The organism is Pyxidicoccus fallax, from assembly GCF_012933655.1.
In the GTDB taxonomy this organism is placed as follows: Bacteria; Myxococcota; Myxococcia; order Myxococcales; family Myxococcaceae; genus Myxococcus; species Myxococcus fallax.
Genome location: NZ_JABBJJ010000055.1, coordinates 1 through 22,195, shown reverse-complemented (window position 1 = coordinate 22,195; position 22,195 = coordinate 1). Strand labels below are relative to the sequence as shown.

15 protein-coding genes are annotated in these 22,195 nt (G+C 70.7%); 5 read left to right on the top strand and 10 right to left on the bottom strand.

The window, feature by feature from the left end:
• The first annotated feature begins 31 nt into the window (after nt 1-31).
• From hutF to argE, 3 genes are all read left to right on the top strand, one after another.
• Nucleotides 32-1,420 (top strand): formimidoylglutamate deiminase, encoded by a 1,389-nt coding sequence (gene hutF, locus HG543_RS14565; protein WP_169345359.1) that lies wholly within the window; start codon nt 32-34, stop codon nt 1,418-1,420.
• A 186-nt stretch (nt 1,421-1,606) separates the two neighbouring features.
• Nucleotides 1,607-3,115: a TraB/GumN family protein gene (locus tag HG543_RS14560; RefSeq protein ID WP_169345358.1), complete on the top strand. Its 1,509-nt coding sequence runs from the start codon at nt 1,607-1,609 to the stop codon at nt 3,113-3,115.
• 76 nt (nt 3,116-3,191) lie between these two features.
• Nucleotides 3,192-4,328 (top strand): acetylornithine deacetylase, encoded by a 1,137-nt coding sequence (gene argE, locus HG543_RS14555; protein WP_169345357.1) that lies wholly within the window; start codon nt 3,192-3,194, stop codon nt 4,326-4,328.
• A 29-nt stretch (nt 4,329-4,357) separates the two neighbouring features.
• On the opposite strand, the gene HG543_RS14550 is transcribed toward argE, so the two are convergent.
• Entirely contained in the window at nt 4,358-5,758 is a 1,401-nt protein-coding gene (locus HG543_RS14550) for a hypothetical protein (protein WP_169345356.1), read from the bottom strand.
• A gap of 180 nt (nt 5,759-5,938) precedes the next feature.
• Here HG543_RS14550 and HG543_RS14545 point away from each other — a divergent pair, with 180 nt between their 5' ends.
• Nucleotides 5,939-6,532 carry a flavodoxin family protein gene (locus tag HG543_RS14545; RefSeq protein WP_169345355.1) on the top strand — a complete coding sequence of 198 codons (594 nt, stop codon included), beginning with the start codon at nt 5,939-5,941 and terminating at the stop codon, nt 6,530-6,532.
• Nucleotides 6,533-6,601: 69 nt separating this feature from the next.
• Here the strand turns inward: HG543_RS14545 and mfd are convergent, their stop codons facing one another.
• A complete protein-coding gene (mfd, locus tag HG543_RS14540; RefSeq protein WP_169345354.1) occupies nt 6,602-10,195 on the bottom strand; it encodes a transcription-repair coupling factor in 3,594 nt (1,197 codons plus the stop codon).
• A 211-nt stretch (nt 10,196-10,406) separates the two neighbouring features.
• Between mfd and HG543_RS14535 the strand changes: the two genes are divergently transcribed.
• The gene (locus HG543_RS14535; RefSeq protein WP_169345353.1) at nt 10,407-11,912 is read left to right on the top strand and encodes a sensor histidine kinase; all 1,506 of its coding nucleotides are present in this window, start codon (nt 10,407-10,409) and stop codon (nt 11,910-11,912) included.
• A gap of 22 nt (nt 11,913-11,934) precedes the next feature.
• Here the strand turns inward: HG543_RS14535 and HG543_RS14530 are convergent, their stop codons facing one another.
• The 8 genes from HG543_RS14530 to HG543_RS14495 form a co-directional block, all read right to left on the bottom strand.
• Nucleotides 11,935-12,270 carry a hypothetical protein gene (locus tag HG543_RS14530; RefSeq protein ID WP_169345352.1) on the bottom strand — a complete coding sequence of 112 codons (336 nt, stop codon included), beginning with the start codon at nt 12,268-12,270 and terminating at the stop codon, nt 11,935-11,937.
• Between the two features lie 58 nt (nt 12,271-12,328).
• Nucleotides 12,329-12,652 carry a c-type cytochrome gene (locus HG543_RS14525; protein WP_169345351.1) on the bottom strand — a complete coding sequence of 108 codons (324 nt, stop codon included), beginning with the start codon at nt 12,650-12,652 and terminating at the stop codon, nt 12,329-12,331.
• 37 nt (nt 12,653-12,689) lie between these two features.
• Nucleotides 12,690-13,340 carry a prepilin-type N-terminal cleavage/methylation domain-containing protein gene (locus HG543_RS14520; RefSeq protein WP_169345350.1) on the bottom strand — a complete coding sequence of 217 codons (651 nt, stop codon included), beginning with the start codon at nt 13,338-13,340 and terminating at the stop codon, nt 12,690-12,692.
• Complete coding sequence (locus tag HG543_RS14515; RefSeq protein ID WP_169345349.1) at nt 13,337-14,542, bottom strand: PilW family protein; 1,206 nt, start codon at nt 14,540-14,542, stop codon at nt 13,337-13,339. Before HG543_RS14515 ends, HG543_RS14520 begins: the two co-directional genes overlap by 4 nt.
• On the bottom strand, nt 14,539-15,096 hold the full coding sequence (locus tag HG543_RS14510) for a type IV pilus modification PilV family protein (protein ID WP_343073353.1): 558 nt from the start codon (nt 15,094-15,096) through the stop codon (nt 14,539-14,541). The genes HG543_RS14515 and HG543_RS14510 overlap by 4 nt, the downstream gene beginning before the upstream one ends.
• Nucleotides 15,093-19,547 (bottom strand): pilus assembly protein, encoded by a 4,455-nt coding sequence (locus tag HG543_RS14505; protein ID WP_169345348.1) that lies wholly within the window; start codon nt 19,545-19,547, stop codon nt 15,093-15,095. Before HG543_RS14505 ends, HG543_RS14510 begins: the two co-directional genes overlap by 4 nt.
• A 30-nt stretch (nt 19,548-19,577) precedes the next feature.
• The gene (locus HG543_RS14500; RefSeq protein ID WP_169345347.1) at nt 19,578-20,264 is read right to left on the bottom strand and encodes a hypothetical protein; all 687 of its coding nucleotides are present in this window, start codon (nt 20,262-20,264) and stop codon (nt 19,578-19,580) included.
• A gap of 262 nt (nt 20,265-20,526) precedes the next feature.
• Complete coding sequence (locus HG543_RS14495; RefSeq protein ID WP_169345377.1) at nt 20,527-22,122, bottom strand: glycosyltransferase family protein; 1,596 nt, start codon at nt 22,120-22,122, stop codon at nt 20,527-20,529.
• Nucleotides 22,123-22,195: the final 73 nt, after the last annotated feature.

The following is a 22,195-nucleotide window of genomic DNA, read 5'->3' as shown; positions in this document are numbered from 1 at the left end:
GCCCTCCGGCGCGCTGACGTACGCTGGCGGCGTGACTGAACTCACCGTCTACCAGCCGGACCTCCTCTACACGAAGGGCCGGTTCCAGGAAGGGCACTCCCTCTGCGTGAGCGCGGAGGGCCTCATCCTCCACGAGGGCCCCGTGCCCGCCGGGGCGCGCACCGTCCGGCTGCCGGGACGCGCGCTGCTGCCGGGGCTCGTCAACGGCCACTCCCACGCCTTCCAGCGCCTCATCCGCGGCCGCACCGAGTACGTGGCGGCGGGCCGCGAGGCGGACGACTTCTGGAGCTGGCGCGAGGCCATGTACCGCGCCGCGGAGGCGCTGGGCCCGGACGACGTGTACGTCGCCTCGCGGCAGGCCTTCGTGGAGATGGCCCTGGCCGGCATCACCACCGTGGGCGAGTTCCACTACCTGCACCACCAGGCGGACGGCACGCCCTACGCGGACCGCAACACCCTGGCCCACGCCGTCATCCGCGCCGCGCGGGACGTGGGCCTGCGCATCTGCCTGCTGCGCGTGGGCTACGCGCGCGCCGGCTTCCAGGTGCCGGAGAACCCGCGCCAGCGTCGCTTCATCGACAAGGACGTGGACGCCTTCGTCGCCTCGGCGGAGTCGCTCGCCCGCGAGACGAAGGGCGACGCGCTGGTCAACGTGGGACTGGCTCCGCACAGCGTGCGCGCGGTGCCTCGCGAGTGGTTGACCGCGCTCGCCAGCGCTCCGGCGCGGAACATGCCCGTGCACATGCACGTGGCGGAGCAGCCGAAGGAAATCGAGGCGTGCCTCGCCGAGAACGGCCTGCGGCCGGTGGCGCTGCTGGCGGACGTGGGGCTGCTCGGGCCGGGCTTCACCGCCGTGCACGGCGTCCATCTGTCGTCGGCGGAGGTGACGCTGCTGGGCATGGCGAAGGCCACGGTGTGCGCGTGCCCGTCCACCGAGCGCAACCTGGGGGACGGCATCGTCCCCGCGGACGCGCTGGTTTCCGCGGGGGCGCGCATCAGCCTGGGCTCGGACAGTCAGGCCACGGTGGACCTGCTGGACGAGGCGCGCCAGCTGGAAGGTCACCTGCGGCTCGCGCGGCTGCGGCGCGCGGTGCTGGACCCGGGACGGGGCGAGATGAGCGGGCTGGCGGCGCGCCTGCTGGACATGGCCACGGTGGAGGGAGCGCACAGTCTGGGGCTGCCCACGGGAAGGCTGGAGCCGGGCGCGCCCGCGGACTTCTTCACCGTGGACCTGAACCACCCGTCACTCCTCGGCGCGAGCCCGGAGTCGATGCTTGCCGCCATCGTGCTGGGAGCGGAGAAGGGCGCGGTGCGCGAGGTGGCGGTGGCCGGACGTCTGGTGGTGCGGGACGGGCGCCACGCCATGGCCGAGGAGAGCGGCCGCGCCTTCCAGGGACTGTCGCGCACGCTGTACGCCTGAGAACGAACCCGTCTCGCCGCGTGCGAGCCCCCGTGGGAGCGCTCGCGCGCGGGGTGGATTGCGAGAGGCGTGCGTCCCTCGGCGTGCGGCATGTGTCGGGTCTCGAGCGGGAGCGCGTGGCGTCGAGCGATATGTCGCCGTGCGTTGCGCCGTTTCCTCGAGGGGGCTTGATTCGCGAGAGGAACGATGCGCTCGACAGTCTTCGCGGTGGTGACGCTGATGTGTTTGCTGGTGGGCTGTGCGGCCCGTCAGGGGGCCTGGGACATTCCGGACCGGGAGGCCATCTACGACCGGCCCCTGGAGGAGGTCTGGCCGCAGGTGCGCCAGTTCTTCACGGAGAACGACCTGCCCTTCCGTGAGGACAAGGGCAGCATGGTGCTGCAGACGGAGTGGCGGCAGGAGTTCGGCGGCTCGAAGGTCGCGGGCTTCTGGCACCGCTACCTCGTGCTGGGCAAGCGCGAGTCCCCCACGAAGAGCAAGCTCTGGGTCATCCGCATCACCAAGAGCGCGAACAAGGCGCTGTCCCAGCCGGGCAAGGAGCTGGACTGGGGCGTCAACCGCTCGGTGGGCTTGTCGCACATCGGCGTGAGCCCGCAGGCCATCGCGACGAACCCGGAGGCGTACGACACCATCTTCACCGCGGAGGACATGGAGGACCGCTTCGATGCGCCGCGCGGAGAGAACTCCTTCTACGCGGAGTCCGCCCAGGGGTCGCGGGACCTGCTGATGGAGTGGCGGGTGTTCCACGGGGTCGCGCCCCGGCTGGAGAAGGACACGCCCCAGCCCGTGCAGGTGGTGGCCAAGGCCCCCACGGCGAAGGAGGCGCCCAGCGCGCTGGCCATGGAGTGCGGGATGCCCATCATCGGCCTGGGCAAGCAGGTGAAGAAGGGTGGGGTGCTGCTGCTGGGTGAGATGCACGGCACGCAGGAGGTGCCGCGCTTCGTGGCGCAGGCGGCGTGTCAGGCGACGGTGGCGGGCGTGCCGGTGACGGTGGGGCTGGAGCTGCCGCTGGAGAGCCAGGCGCGGGTGGACGCCTTCCTGGACAGCGCGGGCGCGGAGGAGGACTGGTTGAAGCTGATGGACGCGCCCTTCTGGCGCAGCCCGTACCCGGATGGCCGCAGCAGCGAGGCGATGGCGAACATGCTGGAGCAGCTGCGTCAGCTGCGCTCGCGGGGGCTGGACGTGGACGCCTTCGTCTTCGACCACCCGAAGGGCCAGGGCCAGGCGCGTGAGAATGCGATGGCGGCCACGGTGAAGCATCAGGTGGAGTCGGCGCGGAACCGCTTCTACATGGTGCTGTCGGGCAACATCCACGCGCGCACGGAGGAGGGGCTGCCGTGGGACAAGAAGTACAAGCCCATGGGGCTACTGCTGAGCGAGGCGCTGGACGACGTGGTGGCGCTGGACATGGCGTACGACAGCGGGTCGGCGTGGATCTGCGCGGTGGACGGCAAGGGCAAGAAGAACACGCTGGACTGCGGCGTGCGCCAGGCGAAGGGCCGCGACAACGGGGAGCGCTTCTTCGTCCACACGTGGGGCGGGGCGAACGATGAGGGCTACCACGGGGTCTTCTACGTGGGGCCGGTGAACGCGTCGGCTCCGGCGGTGCACAAGGGGATGGGCCGGCCGGGGGCGGATGACAACTCGGTGCACCCGCCAACGGAGTCGGGGCGCTCGGTGGCTTCCGTCCACTGATGGAGGGGAGGGGCCTCCAGGGGGCTGGCGCGCCGTGCCCGGCGGTGGCATGACGCGGCCCCTGGAGGTCGTCCCCATGAGCGACACGTTGCCCGCGCTGCGCGCCACCCTGACGGAGCTGGTGGCGATGGACACCACGTCCGCCCGTCCCAACGCCCCACTGGTCGACTACGCGCAGGCGAAGCTGGAGGCCGCGGGCTTCTCGGCCGAGCGCCAGCGCTACACCGATGACGCGGGCGTGGAGAAGGTGAACCTCGTCGCGGTGAAGGGCGGCACCGGCCGCGCGGAGCTGGCGCTGGTGGGGCACACCGACTGCGTGCCGTATGACCCGGCGTGGACGGACGCGCTGCGGCTGACGGAGAAGGACGGGAAGCTCTACGCGCGCGGCGCGTGTGACACCAAGGGCTTCATCGCCTGCGCGCTGACGGCGGCGCTGAAGGCCGAGCGCCTGCGGGCCCCGCTGATGGTGGTGCTCACCGCGGATGAAGAGGTGGGCCTGGTGGGCGCGAAGAAGCTGGTGCAGGCGGGGCTGGGCCGCGCGCGGCACGCGATTGTCGGCGAGCCCACGCGCCTGACGCCGGTGCGCGCCAACAAGGGCTACTGCCTGGCGGAGGTGGAGGTGCTGGGGAAGGAGGGGCACAGCGCGTACCCGGAGTCGGGCGCGTCGGCCATCTTCCGCGCGGGCCGCTTCCTCCAGCGCCTGGAGCACCTGGCCACCACGGTGCTGCGCGACGAGCGGGACGAGGGCTTCCAGCCGCCCTTCACCACGGTGAACGTGGGCGTCATCCAGGGCGGCAAGGCGAAGAACATCATCCCGGGCGCGTGCCGCTTCATCGTGGAGTGGCGCCCCATTCCCGGCCAGCCGCCGGAGCGGGTGCCGCAGCTGTTGGAGAGCATCCGCCAGGAGCTGGTGCGCGACGAGCCGGCGTACGAGGCGCACATCCGCGTGCTGCGCACGGACCGGGGTGTGAATACGAAGGCGGACGCGGAGGTGGTGCGCTTCCTGGCGGAGGCCAGCGGCAACGCGTCCACCACGGTGTCCTTCGGCACGGAGGCGCCGCAGATGACGGAGCTGGGCGCCGAGGCCGTGGTGTTCGGCCCCGGCGACATCCGCGTGGCGCACCAGACGGGTGAGTACGTCCCCGTGGACGACCTGGTGCGCTGCGAGGCCGTGCTGTCGCGCGCCGTGGCGCACTTCTGCGGCGCGCGGTGAGGTAGCCGGTCCGGTCCGCTCCCGGAAGCTCAGGGAGCGGGCTCGTACCCTGGACGGTCGTCGAAGAGCTGCACCCAGCGCCCGTCGAAGCCGCCGTACGCCGGCAGGTACCAGGGCCCCGGGAGCCAGAAGCCCGCCTCCATGCCGTCGGTCGAGTCCACCACGCCGGAGTGGACGAAGTAGTCGTGCTGCCACCAGAACGAGTTGGGAGAGGTGCTGTAGCCACTGGCGCTCGCGCGCGTCTGCCCGCGCGAGTCCGGCACCGTGCTGGCCCACGCGTTGTCATGGAAGGCGCCCGAGCCTCCGCCGCCCGTGTCCGAGGCGTTGGCGTTCAGCTCGTAGGTGCCGAAGAACCACTTCTTCGCGATGTAGCCCTCGCGGTCGTCCTCGCCCTCGATGTCCCGCGTCTTGGCGAAGAAGCGCTGCATGCCGCTGCTGACCTCGCCCACGCCGGCCTCGTTGAGGATGGGGCTCTCCATCCAGAAGTCGAGTATCGGGGCCGTGCCCAGCCAGTGCGTCGCGTAGCCGCCGTGCTGCCAATGCGTGGGCAGGATGTCCGCGATGTCCTGCAGCTCGTAGGTGACGCGCTTGACGTTGGGCCACGTCACCGAGTCGCCGTTGTCGGAGCGGCTCGCGAGCGAGTCCGCCGTCGCGTAGCTGATGGCCCGCGCGCCCAGCGTGGAGACCGCCGAGGGCGAGCCCTGCGGCACGAAGGCGTAGTGCACCTTCTTCCGGCCATCGTCGTTGTTCACGTCGACCTCCGCCTTCGCGGTGGGGGTCGCCAGCTGCGCGGCAATCCACGAGTACGGGTCGCCGACGAAGCGCAGCTCCTGCCCGTGGGGGGCCAGCAGCTTGTCGGACCACTCGGCCTGCCAGATGAGCAGATGCTTGCCCGTGGCCGTCTGCATGAAGTTGAGCTCGGCGCTGCCCTGGGTGCGCACGACGTTGCGCTTGTGCTGGGTGACGACGGCGAACGCGACGGACTCGCCGCCGCCCGGCGAGCCCACGACGTTCTTCACCAGCATCTCCACCCGCTCCCAATCGTGGAGCTGGTAGTCGCCGGCCGCGTTCTTATCGAGCGCGTGGTAGACGTGGTACGTGAGGACGAGGTTCTTGCTGCCTCCGTCCATGAACTCGATGAGCGACGTGTAGAGGGTGGGGCGGATGCGCCAGTGGCTGTACGCGCCAGTCCCGGCGCGCGCCGCGTCGACGTACTGGTCGATGTCCTTCCAGTGCAGCTTGTTGTTGGAGAAGTCCCCGTCCTGGTCGAAGTCGAAGTTCGTAATCCAGTCGTAGCCGTGCCGGCTGTCGTTGCCATTGGCGCGCTTGAAGACGATGGGCGCGTAGTAGTGCAGGAACGCCTGCCGCTGCGCGTTGCTCAGCGTCCACGCCTGCGCGTGCGCCGTGGCGCCGGGCCAGCACAGGCTCACGAGCGTGAGGACGAGTGTCCCGAGGAGTCCGACTCCTCGTGGTGTTCTGGTCTGTCGGGTATTCGTGGTCATGACGCGGGGAAACCATGGACCGCGCGTCCGGGTCAAGAATGGCTGGCCGTGGAGTCGCGGCCGCTTCTGCGTCGGCGCCCGGGCCCTGTTAAGAGAGCGCCACTTCCCATGAGCTCCACGCCCTCCCGCAACATCCTCTTCCTGCTGTCCAGCTCCCGCGAGGGAGGTAACGCCGAGCTGCTCGCGCGCCGGGCCGCGGACACGCTCGCTCCCGATATCGTCGCGGACTGGCGGCGGCTGGAGGAGCACCTGCGCCAGCCCTTCCGGGATTTGCGTCACGCGCCGGGCGGCTACCCGAAGCCGGGGCCGGAGTTGCTCGCGCTCGCCGAGCGCACCCTGGAGGCGGACGAGGTGGTCATCGTCTCGCCCATCTACTGGTACAACCTGTCCTCCACGGCGCAGCACTACCTGGAGCACTGGTCCTGGTGGCTGCGCATGCCGGAGCTGCGCTTCCGCGAGCGGATGCGCGGCAAGGTGCTGTCGCTCATCACCGCGCACTCGTCCGAGGAGGACGACGCCGTCGCGCAGCCGCCCATCCAGAGTCTCCAGCTGTCCGCGGACTACATGGGCATGCGCTGGCGCGGGGCGCTCATCGGCCACGGCTCGGCTCCAGGGCAGGTGCTCACGGACACGCGCGCGCTGGAGTCCGCGCGGGACTTCCTCCTGCGCCCCGTGCCGGCGGTGAAGCCTCGCGCGGCCTGAAGCCGGAAACGACAGAGGCCCGGAGCCAATCAGGTTCCGGGCCTCTTCCTCTTCAACCTCCTGCGAGCGCTACGCCTGCGGCAGCGCGCAGTGGCTCAAATCCCTGAGCACCTTCTTGGCCTCGGCGATGAGGTCATGCCCGCTCAAGTCCTGGGACACGCGGGCGATGAGCTTCATGTCCGGGGTGAGCCGGTACACGCCCTTGGAGCGTTGCACCAGTCCGGCCACCTTCGCGCCGTCCAGGAGCGCGTCCGCGCCCAGCGTCACCACCAGCCGGCCGGTGCCCACCTCCAGCGCGCGCAGCCGCAAATCACGCATGTCGATTTTCAGCAGCGTCAGCTCGGACAGCGCGTCCACCTCGTCGGGGGCCTCGCCGTAGCGGTCCACCAATTCCGCGCGCAGGTCCGTGACTTCGTCCGGGTGGCTGGCCTGGCTGAAGCGCTTGTAGAAGACGAGCCGCTGGTGCACGTCCGGCACGTAGTCGTCCGGGATGAGCGCCGGCATGGGCAGGCTGACGTCCGGCTCCACCTGCACCTTGGGCGGCTGGCCCTGCAGCTCCGCCACCGCCTCCTCCAGCAGCTGCGCGTACATGTCGAAGCCAATCTCCGCGATGGCGCCCGACTGCTTGTCGCCCAGCAGGTTGCCCGCGCCGCGAATCTCCAGGTCGTGGCTCGCGATGGAGAAGCCCGCGCCCAGCTCGGTGAAGTTCTGCAGCACCTCCAGGCGGCGCTGCGCGTCCTTCGTCACCGCCCGCCGCGACGGCACCAGCAGGTACGCGTACGCGCGCTCCTTGCTGCGGCCCACGCGCCCACGGAGCTGGTACAGCTGCGCCAGGCCGAACTGGTCCGCCCGGTTCACAATCATCGTGTTGGCGCTGGAGATGTCGATGCCGCTCTCGATGATGGAGGTGCACAGCAGCACCTGGTACTTCCGCTCCGTGAAGTCCAGCATCACCTTCTCGAGCTGGCCCTCGCCCATCTGTCCGTGCGCCACGCCGATGCTCACCTTGGGCACCAGCGTCCGCAGCTGCTGCTCGATGGAGGGGAGCGACTCCACGCGGTTGTGGACGAAGAACACCTGACCGCCGCGGGCAATCTCGCGTTCAATCGCTTCCTTGATGACCGTGTCGTCCGACTTCATCACGAAGGTGCGGATGGCCCGGCGGTCCTGCGGCGGCGTGGCGATGATGCTCATGTCGCGCACGCCCGACATGCTCATGTGCAGCGTGCGGGGAATGGGCGTCGCCGTCAGCGTCAGCACGTCAATCTGGGAGCGCCACTTCTTCAGCGACTCCTTCTGCTTCACGCCGAAGCGCTGCTCCTCGTCGACAATCATCAGGCCCAGGTCCTTGAAGGCCACCTCGCCGCCCAGGAGCTTGTGCGTGCCGATGAGGATGTCGACCTTGCCCTCCTTGGCCCGCTTGAGGATTTCGCGCACCTCCGGCGCCTTCTTCATGCCGGAGATGACCTCCACCGTGACGGGGTAGTCCTTGAAGCGCTTCTTGAAGGACAGGTAGTGCTGCTGCGCCAGCACCGTGGTGGGCACCAGCACCGCCACCTGCTTGCGGTCCAGCGCCGCCTTGAAGGCGGCCCGCATCGCCACCTCCGTCTTGCCGTAGCCCACGTCGCCGCAGACCAGCCGGTCCATCGGCTGCGGCTTCTGCATGTCCGCCAGCACGTCTTCAATCGCCTTGGCCTGGTCCGGCGTCTCCTCGAACTCGAAGTCCGCCTCGAACTGGGCGAAGTACCGGTCCGGCGCGCTGAAGGAATGGCCGGGGTGCGCCTTGCGCGCGGCGGCAATCTGGAGGAGCTCCGCCGCCATCTTCAGCAGCTGCTCCTTCACGCGCTTCTTCGTCTTCTCCCAGCTCGTGCCGCCCAGCTTGTCGAGCTGCACCTTCTCCGGGTCTCCGCCGGAGAACTTCTGGATGAGCCGCATGCGGCCCACCGGGAGATAGATCTTGTCGCGGCCCGCGTACTCCAGGACGAGGAAGTCCCCGGGCACGCCGTTCACCTCCATCTTCGTCAGGCCCGAGTAGCGGCCGATGCCGAAGTCGGTGTGGACGATGAGGTCGCCTTCCTTCAAGTCTCCGAAGCCGGAGGCGAACGCGTCCAGCTTCTTGCTGCGCTTGACGCGCCGGCGCGCGCGGACGCCGAAAATCTCCTCGTCCGCCAGCACGGCCAGCCCGCCCGCGCCGTCCACGAAGCCGTGGCTCACCTCACCCGTGAAGAGGTGCGCCCACACGGACGGCTCGTACAGCTTCGCCGGGTCCTCCAGCGGCTCCGTGTGCACCTTCACCATGACGTTGCGGTCCAGCAACAGCCGCTTGAGCCGGTCCGCCTGGCTCAAGGTGCCGCACGCCACCGCGCACGCCACGCGCATGTCCCGCCAGCGCTGGAGGCGCTCCACCAGCGGGCTGAGCGCGCCCTCCTCGCCGTGGTGCGCCAGAATGGCCTCGCGCAGGTCCTGGGTGCCGCCGAAGTTGAAGAGCACCGGCGGCCGCTCCGCCTGCGCCAGCGACAGGCCGCCGCCTTCCACCACGCGGAAGCCATTCAGCTGCTCCGCCACCGCCTCGCGCGAGAGGAAGTGCTCCGAGGGCGGGCACACCAGGTCCTGCCGCGCCTCCGCCGCGGTGAAGGAGCGCTCCACCTCCGCCCACAGCTCGTCCACCGTGCGCTCCAACCCGAGCGGGTCGTCCAGGTAGAAGACGGGCGGCTCCTTGCCCCACTGGCGCAGGAAGTCGAACACCGTGGACAGCCCACCCTCGAAGAGGCCGGGCAGCAGCCCCTCCAGGCCGAAGCCGGGCAGGCCCTCGCGCAGCGCGTCCAGCCGCTCGCGCAGTTGGATGGTGGGCAGGTTGATGCGGTCGGCCACCGCGCGGGCGGCGGCCTCGGCGCGCGGACGTGTCTCGTCGGTGAGAATCACCTCGCGCGCCGGCACGAGCATGACCTCCTTCATCGAGTCCACCGTGCGCTGCGACTGCGGGTCGAACGCGCGGATGGAGTCGATGGTGTCGCCGAAGAACTCCAGGCGCACCGGCTTGTCGTAGAGCGGGCTGAAGACGTCCAGCAGGCCGCCGCGCACGGAGAACGTGCCCACGTCCTCCACCAGCGGGCTGTTCTGGTAGCCCATGCGCGCCAGCTTCAGCGCCAGCGAGTCGCGGTCGAAGTCCTGTCCCACCACCACCCGCTCGGACAGGGACTGCATCACCGCCATGGGCAGCACGCGGCGGTACAGCGCGCGCACCGACACCACCAGCGCCGGGAAGCGCGTGCCCTGGCCCAGGTGGAAGAGGGCGCCCAGCCGCTCCGTCACGGTGGCCGTGTCCGGCGACAGCTCGTCGTAGGGCAGCATCTCGTCCGCGGGCAGCCGCAGCACGCGCGGCTCCAGCAGGCTGCCGTTGCCGCCCAGGAAGAAGGCCAGGTCGGCGGCCAGGGCATCGGCTGCCTCCTCGTCCACCGCCACGCAGACGAGCGGCGCCCGGGTCGCCCGGTGCAGGCGGGCGAGCGCATGGCCTCGTGCCGCGCCCTTCAGCCCCTGTGTCCGCACACGGCGGCCGGGTTGGAGGGCCTCGAGCACCTGAGGGAGGGGGTCACCTGCCGTGGGAGGCGCGCCGCCGTGCAGCGCCGCCTCGACATCCAGCCTCTGAGTGAAAGGAGTGTCCATGAGTGGACCCTGAGGGCCCCGGGGTAATTAGGGGGGTGACACGCCCAAATCAACGACAGAGCGCGCGGCCTGTCGTGCCGAGGGCGGCCCGACTGCCCTCCAGGTCCGGTCCGCCACGCTTGCGCAGCCCCGGGGGCCGGTTGTCCCCAGGCCCCGTCACGGGGGAGGCTCGTCACCAACGGGCACGACTGGGGGGTGCCACACGCCAGCCATGCAATCCGGCCGTGCAAGCAACAAGCGCCCCGTCGCCGGGGGAGACCTTCCCCCGTCCGAGGCGGTCATCGTGCTGCGCAGTGTCCGCTCCACCGTGGGCGGCATCCTCGACTTCGAGTGTGTCTCCGCCAACATCCACGCGGAGCGCTGGCTCGGGCGGGAGGAGCGTCCCCTCGTGCGCCAGCGGCTCCTGGAGGAGGCCCCCTGGCTGCACGGGTGCGGCCTGTTCGCCGCGTGTGTCCGGGTGGCCGTGCGCCGTGAGCCGGAGGTGGTGCGCCTGTCGCGCAAGTCCGATGTGGGCACCGTGTGGCTGCTGGCGCGCATCTCCCCGTGGGAGGACGGCGCCGTCGTCTTCCTGGAGGACCTCACCGAGCGGATGGCCGCCGAGGAGGGCCTGCGCAGGGACCACGACCTGCTGCACGCCGTCATCGAGAGCGCCACCGACGCCGTCTACGTGAAGGACCTCCAGGGCCGCTACGTGCTCGTCAACCCGGCCACCGCGCGCGCCTTCAACCGCGCGCCCCACGACATCCTCGGGCGCACGGACGCGGAGCTGCTGGGCCTCGACGCCGCCGCGCCCACCCTGGCGCATGACCACGCGGTGGCGGAGTCCGGGGAGACGGCCACCTACGAGGACTCCGAGGGGGGCCCCGGCGCCGACTGCCTCTGGCAGACGACGAAGGGCGTGCTGCGCCGGGGGGACGGCACCATCTACGGCCTCTTCGGCATCAGCCGCGACGTCACCGCGCGGCGCAAGCGGGAGCTGGAGCGCGAGGAGGAGGCGCGCTTCCAGGAGCGCTTCATCGGTGTGCTGGGACACGACCTCGGCAACCCGCTGGCCGCGGTGCGCCTGTCCGCCGCGGCGCTGCTCGGCCGGGACAATCTGCCCGCGGACGTGCGCCGGGGGGTGGAGCGCATCGACGGGAGCGCGGCCCGCATGGCGCGGCTGGTGAAGCAGTTGTTGGACTTCACCCGCGCCCGCCTGGCCGGCGGCATCCCCGTGCGCCCGCGTGAGGTGTGCCTGGAGGAGGTGTGCCGCCGCATCATCGCCGAGCTGGAGCCCGCCCACCCCGAGCGCCCCATCGTCCTGGAGGTGGAGGGCGCGTCCAAGGGCCAATGGGACGAGGAGCGGCTGGGGCAGGTGATGTCCAACCTGCTCGGCAACGCCCTGCAGCACAGCCCCCCGGGGACGGAGGTGCGCGTCCGGCTGTCCGCCGCGGACTCCCACTTCCAGCGGGTGGAGGTGCGCAACGGGGGGCCGCCCATCCCCGACTCGCTGCGCCCGCGCCTCTTCGCGCCCTTCCACCGCGCGCCGCTCGAGCCGGGCCAGCCGAGGCCCCAGCACCACGGGCTGGGCCTGGGCCTCTACATCGTGTCGCAAATCGTCACCGCCCACGGGGGCTGGGTGGACGTGGCGTCCTCGGTGGACGCCGGGACGTGCTTCTCCGTGACGCTGCCCCGCGTCGCCCGGCCGCCAGCCGCCCTTCCGGGCCGGGGCGCTTGAGCGACGGGGGAGGAAGCGGCGGCTACCGGCCGCCGAACTTCACGCCCGCCCGGACGCGCAGCACGTCCTCGAGCGCGCCCGGGTCCACCAGCTCCAGGGCGGCCGCCTGGGACAGGCCGGCGTACCGGGCGCGGGCGCGGTACTCTTCCTCGTCCTCCTCGTCGTCGTCCTTGCCGCCCTTGTCGTCCCCGCCGCCCTTGCCGCCGCCCTTGCCGTCACCGCGGTTGAGGACGGACAGCGGCTCCGGCCGCGACAGCCCCTTTTCGATGCGCACGGACGACAGCGCGTCCGCGCGCAGGGACGTGAAGAGGCTGGCCATGGACAGGCAGAACACGAGGGCGACGGTGAGGTTCTTCATGGGCGGCTCCGTTTCTCCCCCTCCATGACGCGCGGCCACGCGCGGAAATTCAAGCGCGCTACTTTGCCTTCATTGTGCGGATGTATCCCACCACCGCGTCAATCTGCTCGGGGGTGAGCTTGTCCTTGTAGGGCTTCATCTTCTTGTTGCGGGGGGAGCCCTCGGCAATCGTCTCGCGGATGTCGGCATCCGTCTGGGCCTTCTGCCAGGCGGGCTGGGTGAGGTCGACGATGGACTCCTTCTGGCCCATCTTCGTCTGCGCCTTGCCGTCGGCGCCGTGGCAGGAGGCGCACTTCGCCTTCCACACGTCAGCGACCGAGTCCTGAGCGGACGCGCTCGACGCCAGACCGAGGACCATCACCAGGGCGAACCGCTTCATCATCGTTGCTGTCTCCTCGAGAGGAACATGGGCGTGGGGCTCAGGACGCGGGGCACTCGGTGGGGCGGGGCACCTTGGTGCAGTCCACCGGCTGCAGGGAGCCCGTCAGCGCGTTCAGGATGAAGACCTGGTCCACCTTGTAGTTGCCCTGGCCATCCCCCCGGCGCACCCTGAACGCGGTGTTCCCCGCGACGGGGTTGGCGGGGTCGCACGTCGTGGTGCCCAGGGGCGCCACCACGCCGCCGGTCTCGCCGCCCAGCCAGCACAGGCCGGCGAGGCTGTTCACGTCCAGGTTGGGGGGCAGCGGCACCGGGGTGCCCGTCTTGGAGCAGGTGCAGCCGGTGGGGCTGGCGGGCGTGCTGCACGCCGTGTTCCGGCACGCGGGGATGGGGCACTGGGTGCCCCAGGTGTTCCCCGGCACGCAGTCGAGCTGCTCCCAGCGCAGCGCGGGGCCGAGCACCCCGTTCTCGTTGGGGGCGTTGATGATGCTCAGCCGGACGGGCTGCCGGGTGCGGCGGGCCTGCTGCCGCGCCTCCAGCGTCTCCAGGTGGATGGAGCGCTGGGCGCCGCTCATGCGCTGGTTCTGGATGGCGCCCATGAGGTTCGGCATCGCCAGCGCCAGGAGGACGCCGGTGATGGCGATGGCGGACATCAACTCCAACAGCGTCATGCCACGGTGTGGGGTCTTCACGTTGCTCCCCCCGAGATGGCGAAGTTGCGCGGGGCGATGCGCTGGATGAAGTGCCGCCGCTTGAAGCCATCGATGGGATTGTTCTCCGCGTCCCGCGTCGCGCCGTTGAGGCCGCGCTGCACGGCCTCCGCCTCGGGCTGCAGCGTGCGCGCGGTGATGCTCAGCTCCACCATGCGCACGCGGCGCATCAGCTCGTCACGCGCGCTGCCGGACCCGAAGTCGTTGGCCCCCTGGGGCATCGACGGGGTCGGCACCAGGGCCCAGCAGGTGGCGTTGGTGCACTCGTCCACGCCGAGGGGCCGCAAGGGCTGCTCCGGGAAGTAGACGACGTCGGCGATGGGATTGCCCGGGTTGAACACGCCCAGCCTCACCTTGATGCGCTCGATGTCGCGGGCCATGGCTTGATACGGAGCGGGACCGGGGCCGTCCGGGTCCATCTCCAGCACGGGGGCGCGGGTGAACCAGTTGACGCGGAAGGACCGCACCGTCAGCGGCATCATGACATTGCCCCCCCCGTACTGGGACGGGGTCTGGTCGTCGCAGTCAGAGATGGGGGGCGGGGGGCGGCCTGGCAGGCCCGGCCTCCAGTTGACCACACCATTCGGACCCGGGGCGGAGCCGCTCACCATCCCGACGCAGGCGGTCTGTACCGCCGGCTGATCCGCGACCACGTTCACGATGACGGCCAGGCTGTTGTCGGGGAAGGTCCCGGCGGGCAGGTTGTCGACGCAGACCGTGTCGTCGCCGTCCCAGGCGCTGGCGGCACCACACCTGTTCGAGAGCCTCACCATGCGGGAGGAATCCGCTTCCCAGATTTCCACCGCGTCCGAGATGAGGTGCGCGTAGTTGCCCGCGGGCGGCGCGAATGAGAAGTCTCCCGCGAAGTCCGCGGCCACCGCGTTGGTGGTGACCCAGATGGCATAGCGCTGGTCCAGGAGGGCGCCATTGCCGGACACGTCGAGCCGGGCCTTGCCGAAGCCCGCGCCCGCGCGTTGGATGGCGGGGGCGAGCAGATCCCTCGCGGCGCGCCCGGCGTTCTGCACCTCCATGGTGCGCTCCTCCAGGATGCCCCGCCGCTGGAGGTAGACGCCCGCGGTGATGGCGCCAGCGAGCAGCGTCAGCGACAGGCTGCTGGCAATCATCACCTCCATCAGGGTGAAGCCCCGGGCGCCCCGGGAAGCCGTGGTGTTCATGCGTTTCATGGTGCCATCCGCGTCTGAAGGACCACCGCGCGTCGCGTCGCGGGGGCCAGTCCCGCCAGCAGCGAGTCCTGCCAGCTCACCACCACCCGGACGTTGATGACCTGCTGGAGCTGGGCGCCCCCTTCGACGCGGTCCACGGCCGGGGAGCCTCGCGCGCCGCCCTCGAAGCCGCCGCCCGCGCCGGGGTCCACGTCCACGGCGACATCGAACCGCAGCCGGTTGGACCGGCCGGGATTGGCATTCTGCGTGGTGCTGAGCTCGCCGTCCGCCGCCCAGAACACCGGCGGCCGGGGCAGGTTGTCCAGGGCCTGGATGTTGCTGCACGGCTGCCCGAGCGGCCCCGCGCAGCCAATGCCGATGATGCGCTCCAGCTCCTGCTCGGCGATGAGCGTCGCCTGGGCCTGGATGAGGTTGCGGCGGTTCTGCCGGGCGGCGGCGAGCACCGTGAGGGACACCGCCAGGATGCCGACGAGGAGCACCGCCATGGTGGCCATGGACTCCAGCAGGGTGGCGCCCCGGTGGGCGCCCGCCCCGCGCTGCTGCGTGCTTCTCACGGAACCACCTCTTGGATGTTGGCGTTGGAGCGCATGTCCCAGAGGATGCTCCGGGCCGCGCGGCCTCCGGTGGCGGCGCCCGGGACATCCAGCGCGCCCGCTCCGTCGACCTTTCCACTGCCCTGTCCGCCCGTGGAGTCCAGGAAGCGCAGGCGCTGCCCGATGACGGTCGGCGGGGCGAAGCTGTGGCCTCCCAGGGCGGTGCCGCTGCCGGGCATCGCCTCGCCGCTGGCGCCGTTGAGCAGGTAGATTTCCCCGCTCTTGTCGTCGCTGACGCTGCAGGCATCCGCCTTGGTGCCCACCGCGGTGGCGGTGGCGACGGTGTTCTCGCGCAGGGCCAGCCCGCCCCACACCGCCTGGCCCAGGCCGAGCGGCTGCACCCAGACCTGCGCGCGGCCGCTGCAGTCGGCGGCCAGCGGGGCCCGGTCCTCGAAGGCCATGACGTGGTAGCGGCGCGGCGAGCCGGCCAGGTCGTCGGCGTCCACATCGCTGTCCGGGTTGTTGCCCGTGCCGAAGAAGATGCTGACGGTGGCGCTGGCGCCCGTGCGCGTCGTCTTCACCAGGAGGTTGGAGTAGATGCGCTGGCTGCTCGGGTGCTCCACCGTCTGCCCGTTGGCGTACGTCGCCGTCTGGGCATTCGCGATGACGCACGAGCTGATGGCCTTGCCAAACGCCCGGGAGGCATCCACGTCCCGCAGGTTCACCTTGTAGACCTTGCCCGACGTGGACGGCACGTAGAGGACGTCGTAGGCGCCGTCGCCGTTGACGTCCACCGCCGAAGGCGCGCCACCAATGCCCTTGCCGTGATCGCCGGTGACCCGGTCGCGGTCGGTGCCCAGCGTGACGACGCCCGTCAGCCGCTGCTTCAGGCCGGAGCCGCTGTTCGTCATGACGGGCTGCCCCGTCTTCACGTCGATGAGGTAGATGGTGCCGGCCGCGTCGCTCACGCCCGAGCTGTTCTCCCGCGGCGTGAAGTCGGTCGCGAACGCCGCCACCCACTTCTTGCCACCCTGGCTGCCGAAGTCCATGCGCAGCAGCAGCGGGTTGTGCCGCGAGCCGCGCGTGTCGGCCCGGACGGGGGCCTGCCCCAGGGCCATATAGGTGTCGAAGATCTCCTTGATGGTGAGGCAGTCGTAGTGGGTGGAGCGCGACGTGCAGGCCACGCCCGAGTTGTCGAACGCGTGGTACAGCTCGTTGGCGATGTCGAACTCCCACATCGGCCACGGGTAGTTGGCGTGGTTGGGGTTGGTCACGTCCAGCGCGAAGAAGACGCTCTGGTCGGGCCCCGCGGCGCTGGCCAGCACCGTCTTGGCGCCAATGTTCTGCGTGGGGTCGTTGTTGAGCCTCCAGGCCGTGGCCGGATCGGGGGTGTAGCCCTTCCTCACGTTGTAGTCATGCGTGCCGGCGTTGTCCGGGTTGGCGTTCTGGCCCAGGTCCACGTTGGCGAAGGTGGGCGGCGAGTCGAGCTTGGCCGCCGGCTTGTCATCGAGCGACGTGCGCAGGTAGCTCTCCACGTAGTTGCCGAGCATCTTTCCGGGCAGGTACGCGAAGAGCTCCTCGCCGGTGCCGTACCTGCGGGTCGTCGAGCAGGGGTTGGTGGAAACGGGCTCGAAGTGGCCGCTGTAGTCGTTGGCGGGGGTGCAGGAGTCATCACCGAAGCGCCACGCGCCCACGTCCAGCGCGTGCAGGAAGCCCTGGTTCGTGCCGATGAAGGCCACGCTCTTGCGGTGCTCGATGAGGGGGTCCTTCTTGAAGCGGTCGCGGTAGTACGACTTCTCGTCCTCGGTGACGTAGGGGTTCAGCAGCCAGGCCGGGTCGGTGGGCTCGGCCACCAGGGCCGGGGCGGACAGGCCGATGGCGCCCATGGGCCAGGTGCGCTTGGACGACAGCGCGGGGTTGTTCGGGTTGGCGGGGTCCAGCTGCTCCCAGCCATAGAGCCAGTGGATGAGGGTGGTGCGGTCCGCCGCGTTGCACTCACCGTCGATGTTGAGGTCGTACCGGGCGGAGGCGGCGTTGGGGCAGAAGGTGCCGGTGCCCGTGGTCGGGAAGACGGGGCTGTCGCTCCCGGTGAGGTTCTTCAGCTCCGTGCGCGCCCCGTTCCGGCGGGTGAAGAGCTTGCGCGCGTTGGGGTCACCGTTGCGGATGGCGAGCCGCTGCACCTCGCCCGCGTCCCACAGGGGCGGGTTGGCCAGGTCGCTGTCGGGCAGGAGGACGTTCTGGTTCTCCGGCTCGTAGAGCTTCTTCAGGTACACGTGCCCGCGCGGGCTCATGTCCGGGCGGCCGTTCAGCAGACGGGTGGAGGGCTGCAGGCCGGGGGTCTCCACCCACTGGCGGCCCGGGACCTCGGCCACGCCGAACAGCTCGGTGTTGGCCACGCGGATGCGGGTGGCGCGCTCGTACTTGCCGGACTTCTGCGCCTTGTAGGAGATGTTGACGTTGGCGATGGTGGGCTGGCAGCCCTCGCCCGGGCTCTCCATGATGGCGCGCCAGCACAGCTGCGTGCCGGTGTAGCCGCGCTCCAGCAGGTCATCGATGGAGACCGTCTGGTTGCGCTCGCCGGGCGGCTCGGTGGGGTGGTTGAAGGGGACGTCAATCCAGTCCGGCTCCGTGGGCTTGCGGCCGAACACGGGCGGATTCTGCGGGTCGCTGCTGTTGCAGTTGGACACGCACACCTTGCAGTCCAGCGCCACCTGGTAGGAAATCTTGGGCCGCGGGCGGTGGATGGTGCCGTTGGGCTGCTCGATGTTGGGCGTGCAGGCGCCGCTGTTGCCCTGCGGGTCGAAGAACGGATGGTCGTCGACGGAGAGCGTGACGGAGGTGATGGTGTAGTCGCGCGCGTCCGCCAGGTCGATGTCCGACACGACCTCGGACTTGTAGACGCCGTTGTTCTGCTTGTTGATGAGGATGACGATGTCGTTGTACGTGCGGTTACCGCCCGAGTTCTGGTCCTCCCAGCCGAGAATCCAGACGTTCGGGTTGTTGGCCGGCGCGCCCACGATGGTGTGCGCGGCGCGCTGGTTGATGGCCCTGACGGTCTTGTTCTGGGTGGGCTCGAAGAAGACGCGGCCGTACTCGGGCATCTGCAGGCGGTCGTAGGCGCCCTGGTCCAGCCAGTTGGTGCGCAGGTTCTTGGTGACGACGTCCTCGCCGGCCGTCTGGTGGAGGTCCAGGTTGAGGAACGTCTTGGAGAAGAAGACGTTGATGTCACCGTGGGCCCAGAGGTCGCACTGCATGCGGCCGCTGGGCGGTGGCAGGGCATACGTCATGAAGCAGGCGTCGGTGGACTGGGTGTCGTTCATCCAGCCGAAGACCTGCCGCACGTAGGTGACGAGGAAGAAGACGATTTCCCGCTGCCCCTGGACGCGGCCAATCTTCACGCGCCGGTCCTCCTCGTTGGGGGCGGCGTTCCAGTTCTTGCCGGGAATGAGCCGGCCCCGGTCGTCGAAGGCGCTCGCCTTGTAGTCGGGGATGCCGTTGTAGCCGCCGCCCTTGTCCCAGATGGGGCCAATCTGCGTCGTGCCGTCCGTGCTCCAGGCCATGCGCGGCTGGAGGCACTCGGCCTCGCCCGACTGGGGGCACCGGTTGTCGTCGTCATCCGTGGCCAGCAGGGCCAGGTGGCCCATGCCCTTGTTGCCGTTGCGCGGGTCCTGCGGCTCGAGCAGGTTGGGGATGTGCGGGAACAGGCCCTGGTCGCTGAACCAGCTGTCCACCCGCGTCATGGGGGCGCCGCCGGGGATGTCGAGCGTCCGGTCCACGTTGGCCGCCCAGTCGTACCAGATGAGGCCTCGGCCCACGACGGCGGTGTCCAGGGGCTTGGGAGGGTAGCGGTTGTCTTCTTCCGGCCAGCGCCGGGGACCGCCCCAGTCGGCGTAGGTGCCGGGCTCGTTGCAGGTGGCCGTGAGCAGCTCGGGCTCGCGAAGCTGGATGGACGTGCCGTCCGGCCGGACGTGCGTGAAGCGCTTGTCGCAGCGCGGGTTCACGCCGATATAGGCGCGGGCCGGGTTGAGGTTGAACAGGTCCTCGTGGAAGTCCGGGATGCCGCTGCCATCCGCGTCGATGAGCGTGTCGTCGTTGGTGTTGTTGGGGGTGTTGTTGGCGTTGACGTACTGACGCGTGATGAGCTCGTCGTAATAGAACCAGCCGAGCGTGTGGGACGCGCCGTCACCCGCGCGGTCGTCGACGATGAGCGCCTCCAGATCCTGCTCGAAGGGCAGGCGGATGAGCTCCGGGTCCAGCTCCTCCTGGAAGGTGTTGAGGCGCAGCTTGGCCTTGGCGGGCGGATTGGGAGGGATGACCAGCACCGCGCTGCGGTCGCCCTGGGCCTCGGTGAAGTCGGGCTGGGCGTCGTCGCCGGTGGTGTCGATGCAGGCATTGAAGTCGCCGGTCTGGCCACTGGCGGGGCCGGGCGCGGCGAGAATCAGCGCGGTGGTGACAAGGCTCGAAAGGCGCATGGGATGTCCTTTGGCGCGGAAGAAGGTGACTCAGTTGGATTCGCCGCCGGCTTCGTGAACGGGCGGGCCGGCGCCGGCGCTCTGGCCGGCGGTGATGAGCATTCGGACGATGGAACGGTGCGGCTGGGTGCCGGCCGGGCCGGTCACCTCGCCGACGGAGACGAGCCAGACCTGGCTGTTGGAGTCGTTCGTGCGGGCGTCGCTGTCGTTGTCATCGGCGAGGAAGACGCGGTAGCGAACGTTGTTCGCGGTGGGGAAGTCGGTGATGAGCGTGCCGTCGGGCGCGTTCAGCTCCGCGGCCGCCACGGCGATGTCGACGCCCGCGGTGGCCAGGGTGTACTGCCTCCAGGGGATGAGCTCGGACCAGGGGCCGCTGGCGACGACCGCGTTCACGTCGGCCGCGGGACCCGTATTGCCGAGCAGCGCGGTGAAGCTCGGAGCGCCGCCCGCGAGCCTCTGGCGTATCACCTCGCGCCCCTCCGCCAGGCCCGCCTGGGCGGCGAAGAAGGCCTCGCGGCCGCGGCGCTCGTGCGCCTGCAGCGCGCTTTCCGTGGACACCGCGCGCAGCGAGATGAGCGTGGCGGCGGTGATGAGCGCGATGAGCACGACCGACATCAGCAGGGCGAGGCCACGCTCCGGACGCGCCCCGCGTGCGCCCCGCCGGCGGGCGGGCGGGCGCGCGAGCGCGCGCTTCAAGGACGGAGGACGACGATTCACCGGGGGCTCCTTGCCGGGCAGGCAACGGGGAAGAGCAGGTGTCCGTCGAAGAGCAATCTCCGGGCCCAACCGGAAAGCGCGCGCGCTCCAGTTTTTTCAGCCCTTTGGCCTCGCCCCTGGGTGGCGAGTGACACGTGTCGTCCTGACAACCTTTTGCAGGTCCGCAAAAGTTGCGAGGCCGGGTGGCCAGCGGGCGCGGCCCGCAACTTCTTTTCTCACGGTTCGTGAACTATTGGATTCACGGTGAGAGTGGGAAAACAGGTCAGGCGCCCGGGCCGGGCCAGAAGGGGACGGGGCGGCCGGGTGGGGTGAGCCACACGGACTGGAGGAAGCGCACGGCGTTGCGGTCCGCCTCGTCGTGCTCGGTGGTGAGGACGTGGCCCGCGACGAGGAGCGCCAGCGTGGCGAGGCCGGCGCCGAGGGCGGCGGGAGCGGGCCAGCGCCTTCCGCCCCCGCGCGCCAGCTCGCGGTACACCCACCCGGCGACGGCCAGCAGCGCGGCCAGGGTGAGCGCACCGGCGACGAGGTGGGGCAGGCCGAGGAAGGACAGCACGCCGGGGGGGAAGAAGCCCGCGCCCAGCAGCGGCAGCGCCAGCGCGCCCACGGCGTTGGAGACGTCGTCGGGGATGTAGTTGACGAAGGTGGCCACGCCGGTGGTGGCGATGGAGGCCGCGCACAGCATGGCGGCGGCGCCAGGAGCCCACGTGCGCCCACCTGCGCGCAGCCGCTCCAGCCACAGGCCCGCGGGCAGCAGGAGGAAGGGCACCAGGCCCGTGAGGTGGCGCGGCCCCGTCGTCCAGCCCCACGAGTCATAGGAGAAGGACGACGTGAAGTACGTGTAGCCGCCGAGGAGCGCCACCGTCATCCACGCCACCGCGCGCGGCTCGGCGGAGGCGTCCGTGCGCCGGTAGCGCAGCCGCGCCAGCCCCGGCAGGGCCAGGAGGAGGAAGGGCGCCAGGGTGAAGAGGCCGCGCAGCGGGGAGAAGAAGGAGAGGGCGAAGGCGCGCGGGTCCGGCGTGCGGATGCCGAGGAAGCCGCCCAGGTGCCACGGCTGGTAGCCCGCGTCGTTGAGGTGCTTGTAGCCCGTCGTCAGCGGGTGGCCGAAGGCGGACTGGTGGTAGAGCGCCAGCGCCACCACGAAGGGCAGCGCGCCCAGCGTGGCGAGGCCCGCCGCGCGGCCCAGGCGCGTCCAGCGCTCGCGCGCGGGGACGGGCTGGAGGAGGACGGTGAGCACCGCGTACAGCACGAGCCCGAGCACGCCCAGCGCGCCGGTGTACTCGGCGGCCACGGTGGCCCCGGCGCAGGCGCCCGCCACGAGGTAGCCGCGCTCGCGCCAGTCGCCGCGCGCGCACCGCCACAGCGCGTAGAAGCCGCCGAAGAGCAGCACCGCCGTCGTCTGGTGGCTCATGAAGAGCAGCGAGTAGCTGAAGGCCAGCGAGCCCAGCCCGTACGTCACCGTGAGGGCGTCCGCCACGGCCGGCTCGAGGTGCGCGCGCAGGTAGCGGCGCACGAGCCACAGCATGAACAGCGTGGGCAGCACCGTGAGGAGCAGGCGCGAGAAGAAGACGAGCGGCACCTCGGGCACCGCGTACCGGTGGCCGCCGCCCACCGCGCGCAGGCCGGCGTACAGCGGCACGGCGGCGAACGACAGCAGCGGCGCCTTGCTGGGGTAGTACTTCCCGTCCTTCACGGACAGGTCGCCCACGTAGCCGTAGTCGCGCAGCGCGCCGTTGATGTCGAGCGTGCCGTACTCCACCAGCGCGCGCGTCTGCCACAGCCGGCACAGCTCGTTGGGCGAGCGCAGGCCCGGGTGGTACGGGAAGAGCAGCACGTACAGCGCCACCAGCGCGGCCCACACCGCGCGCGGCGCGCCAGCCGTCGAGGGGCCGGGACGCTCGGCGGGGGCGGAGGAGGCCGCGGTCGAGGGCGGC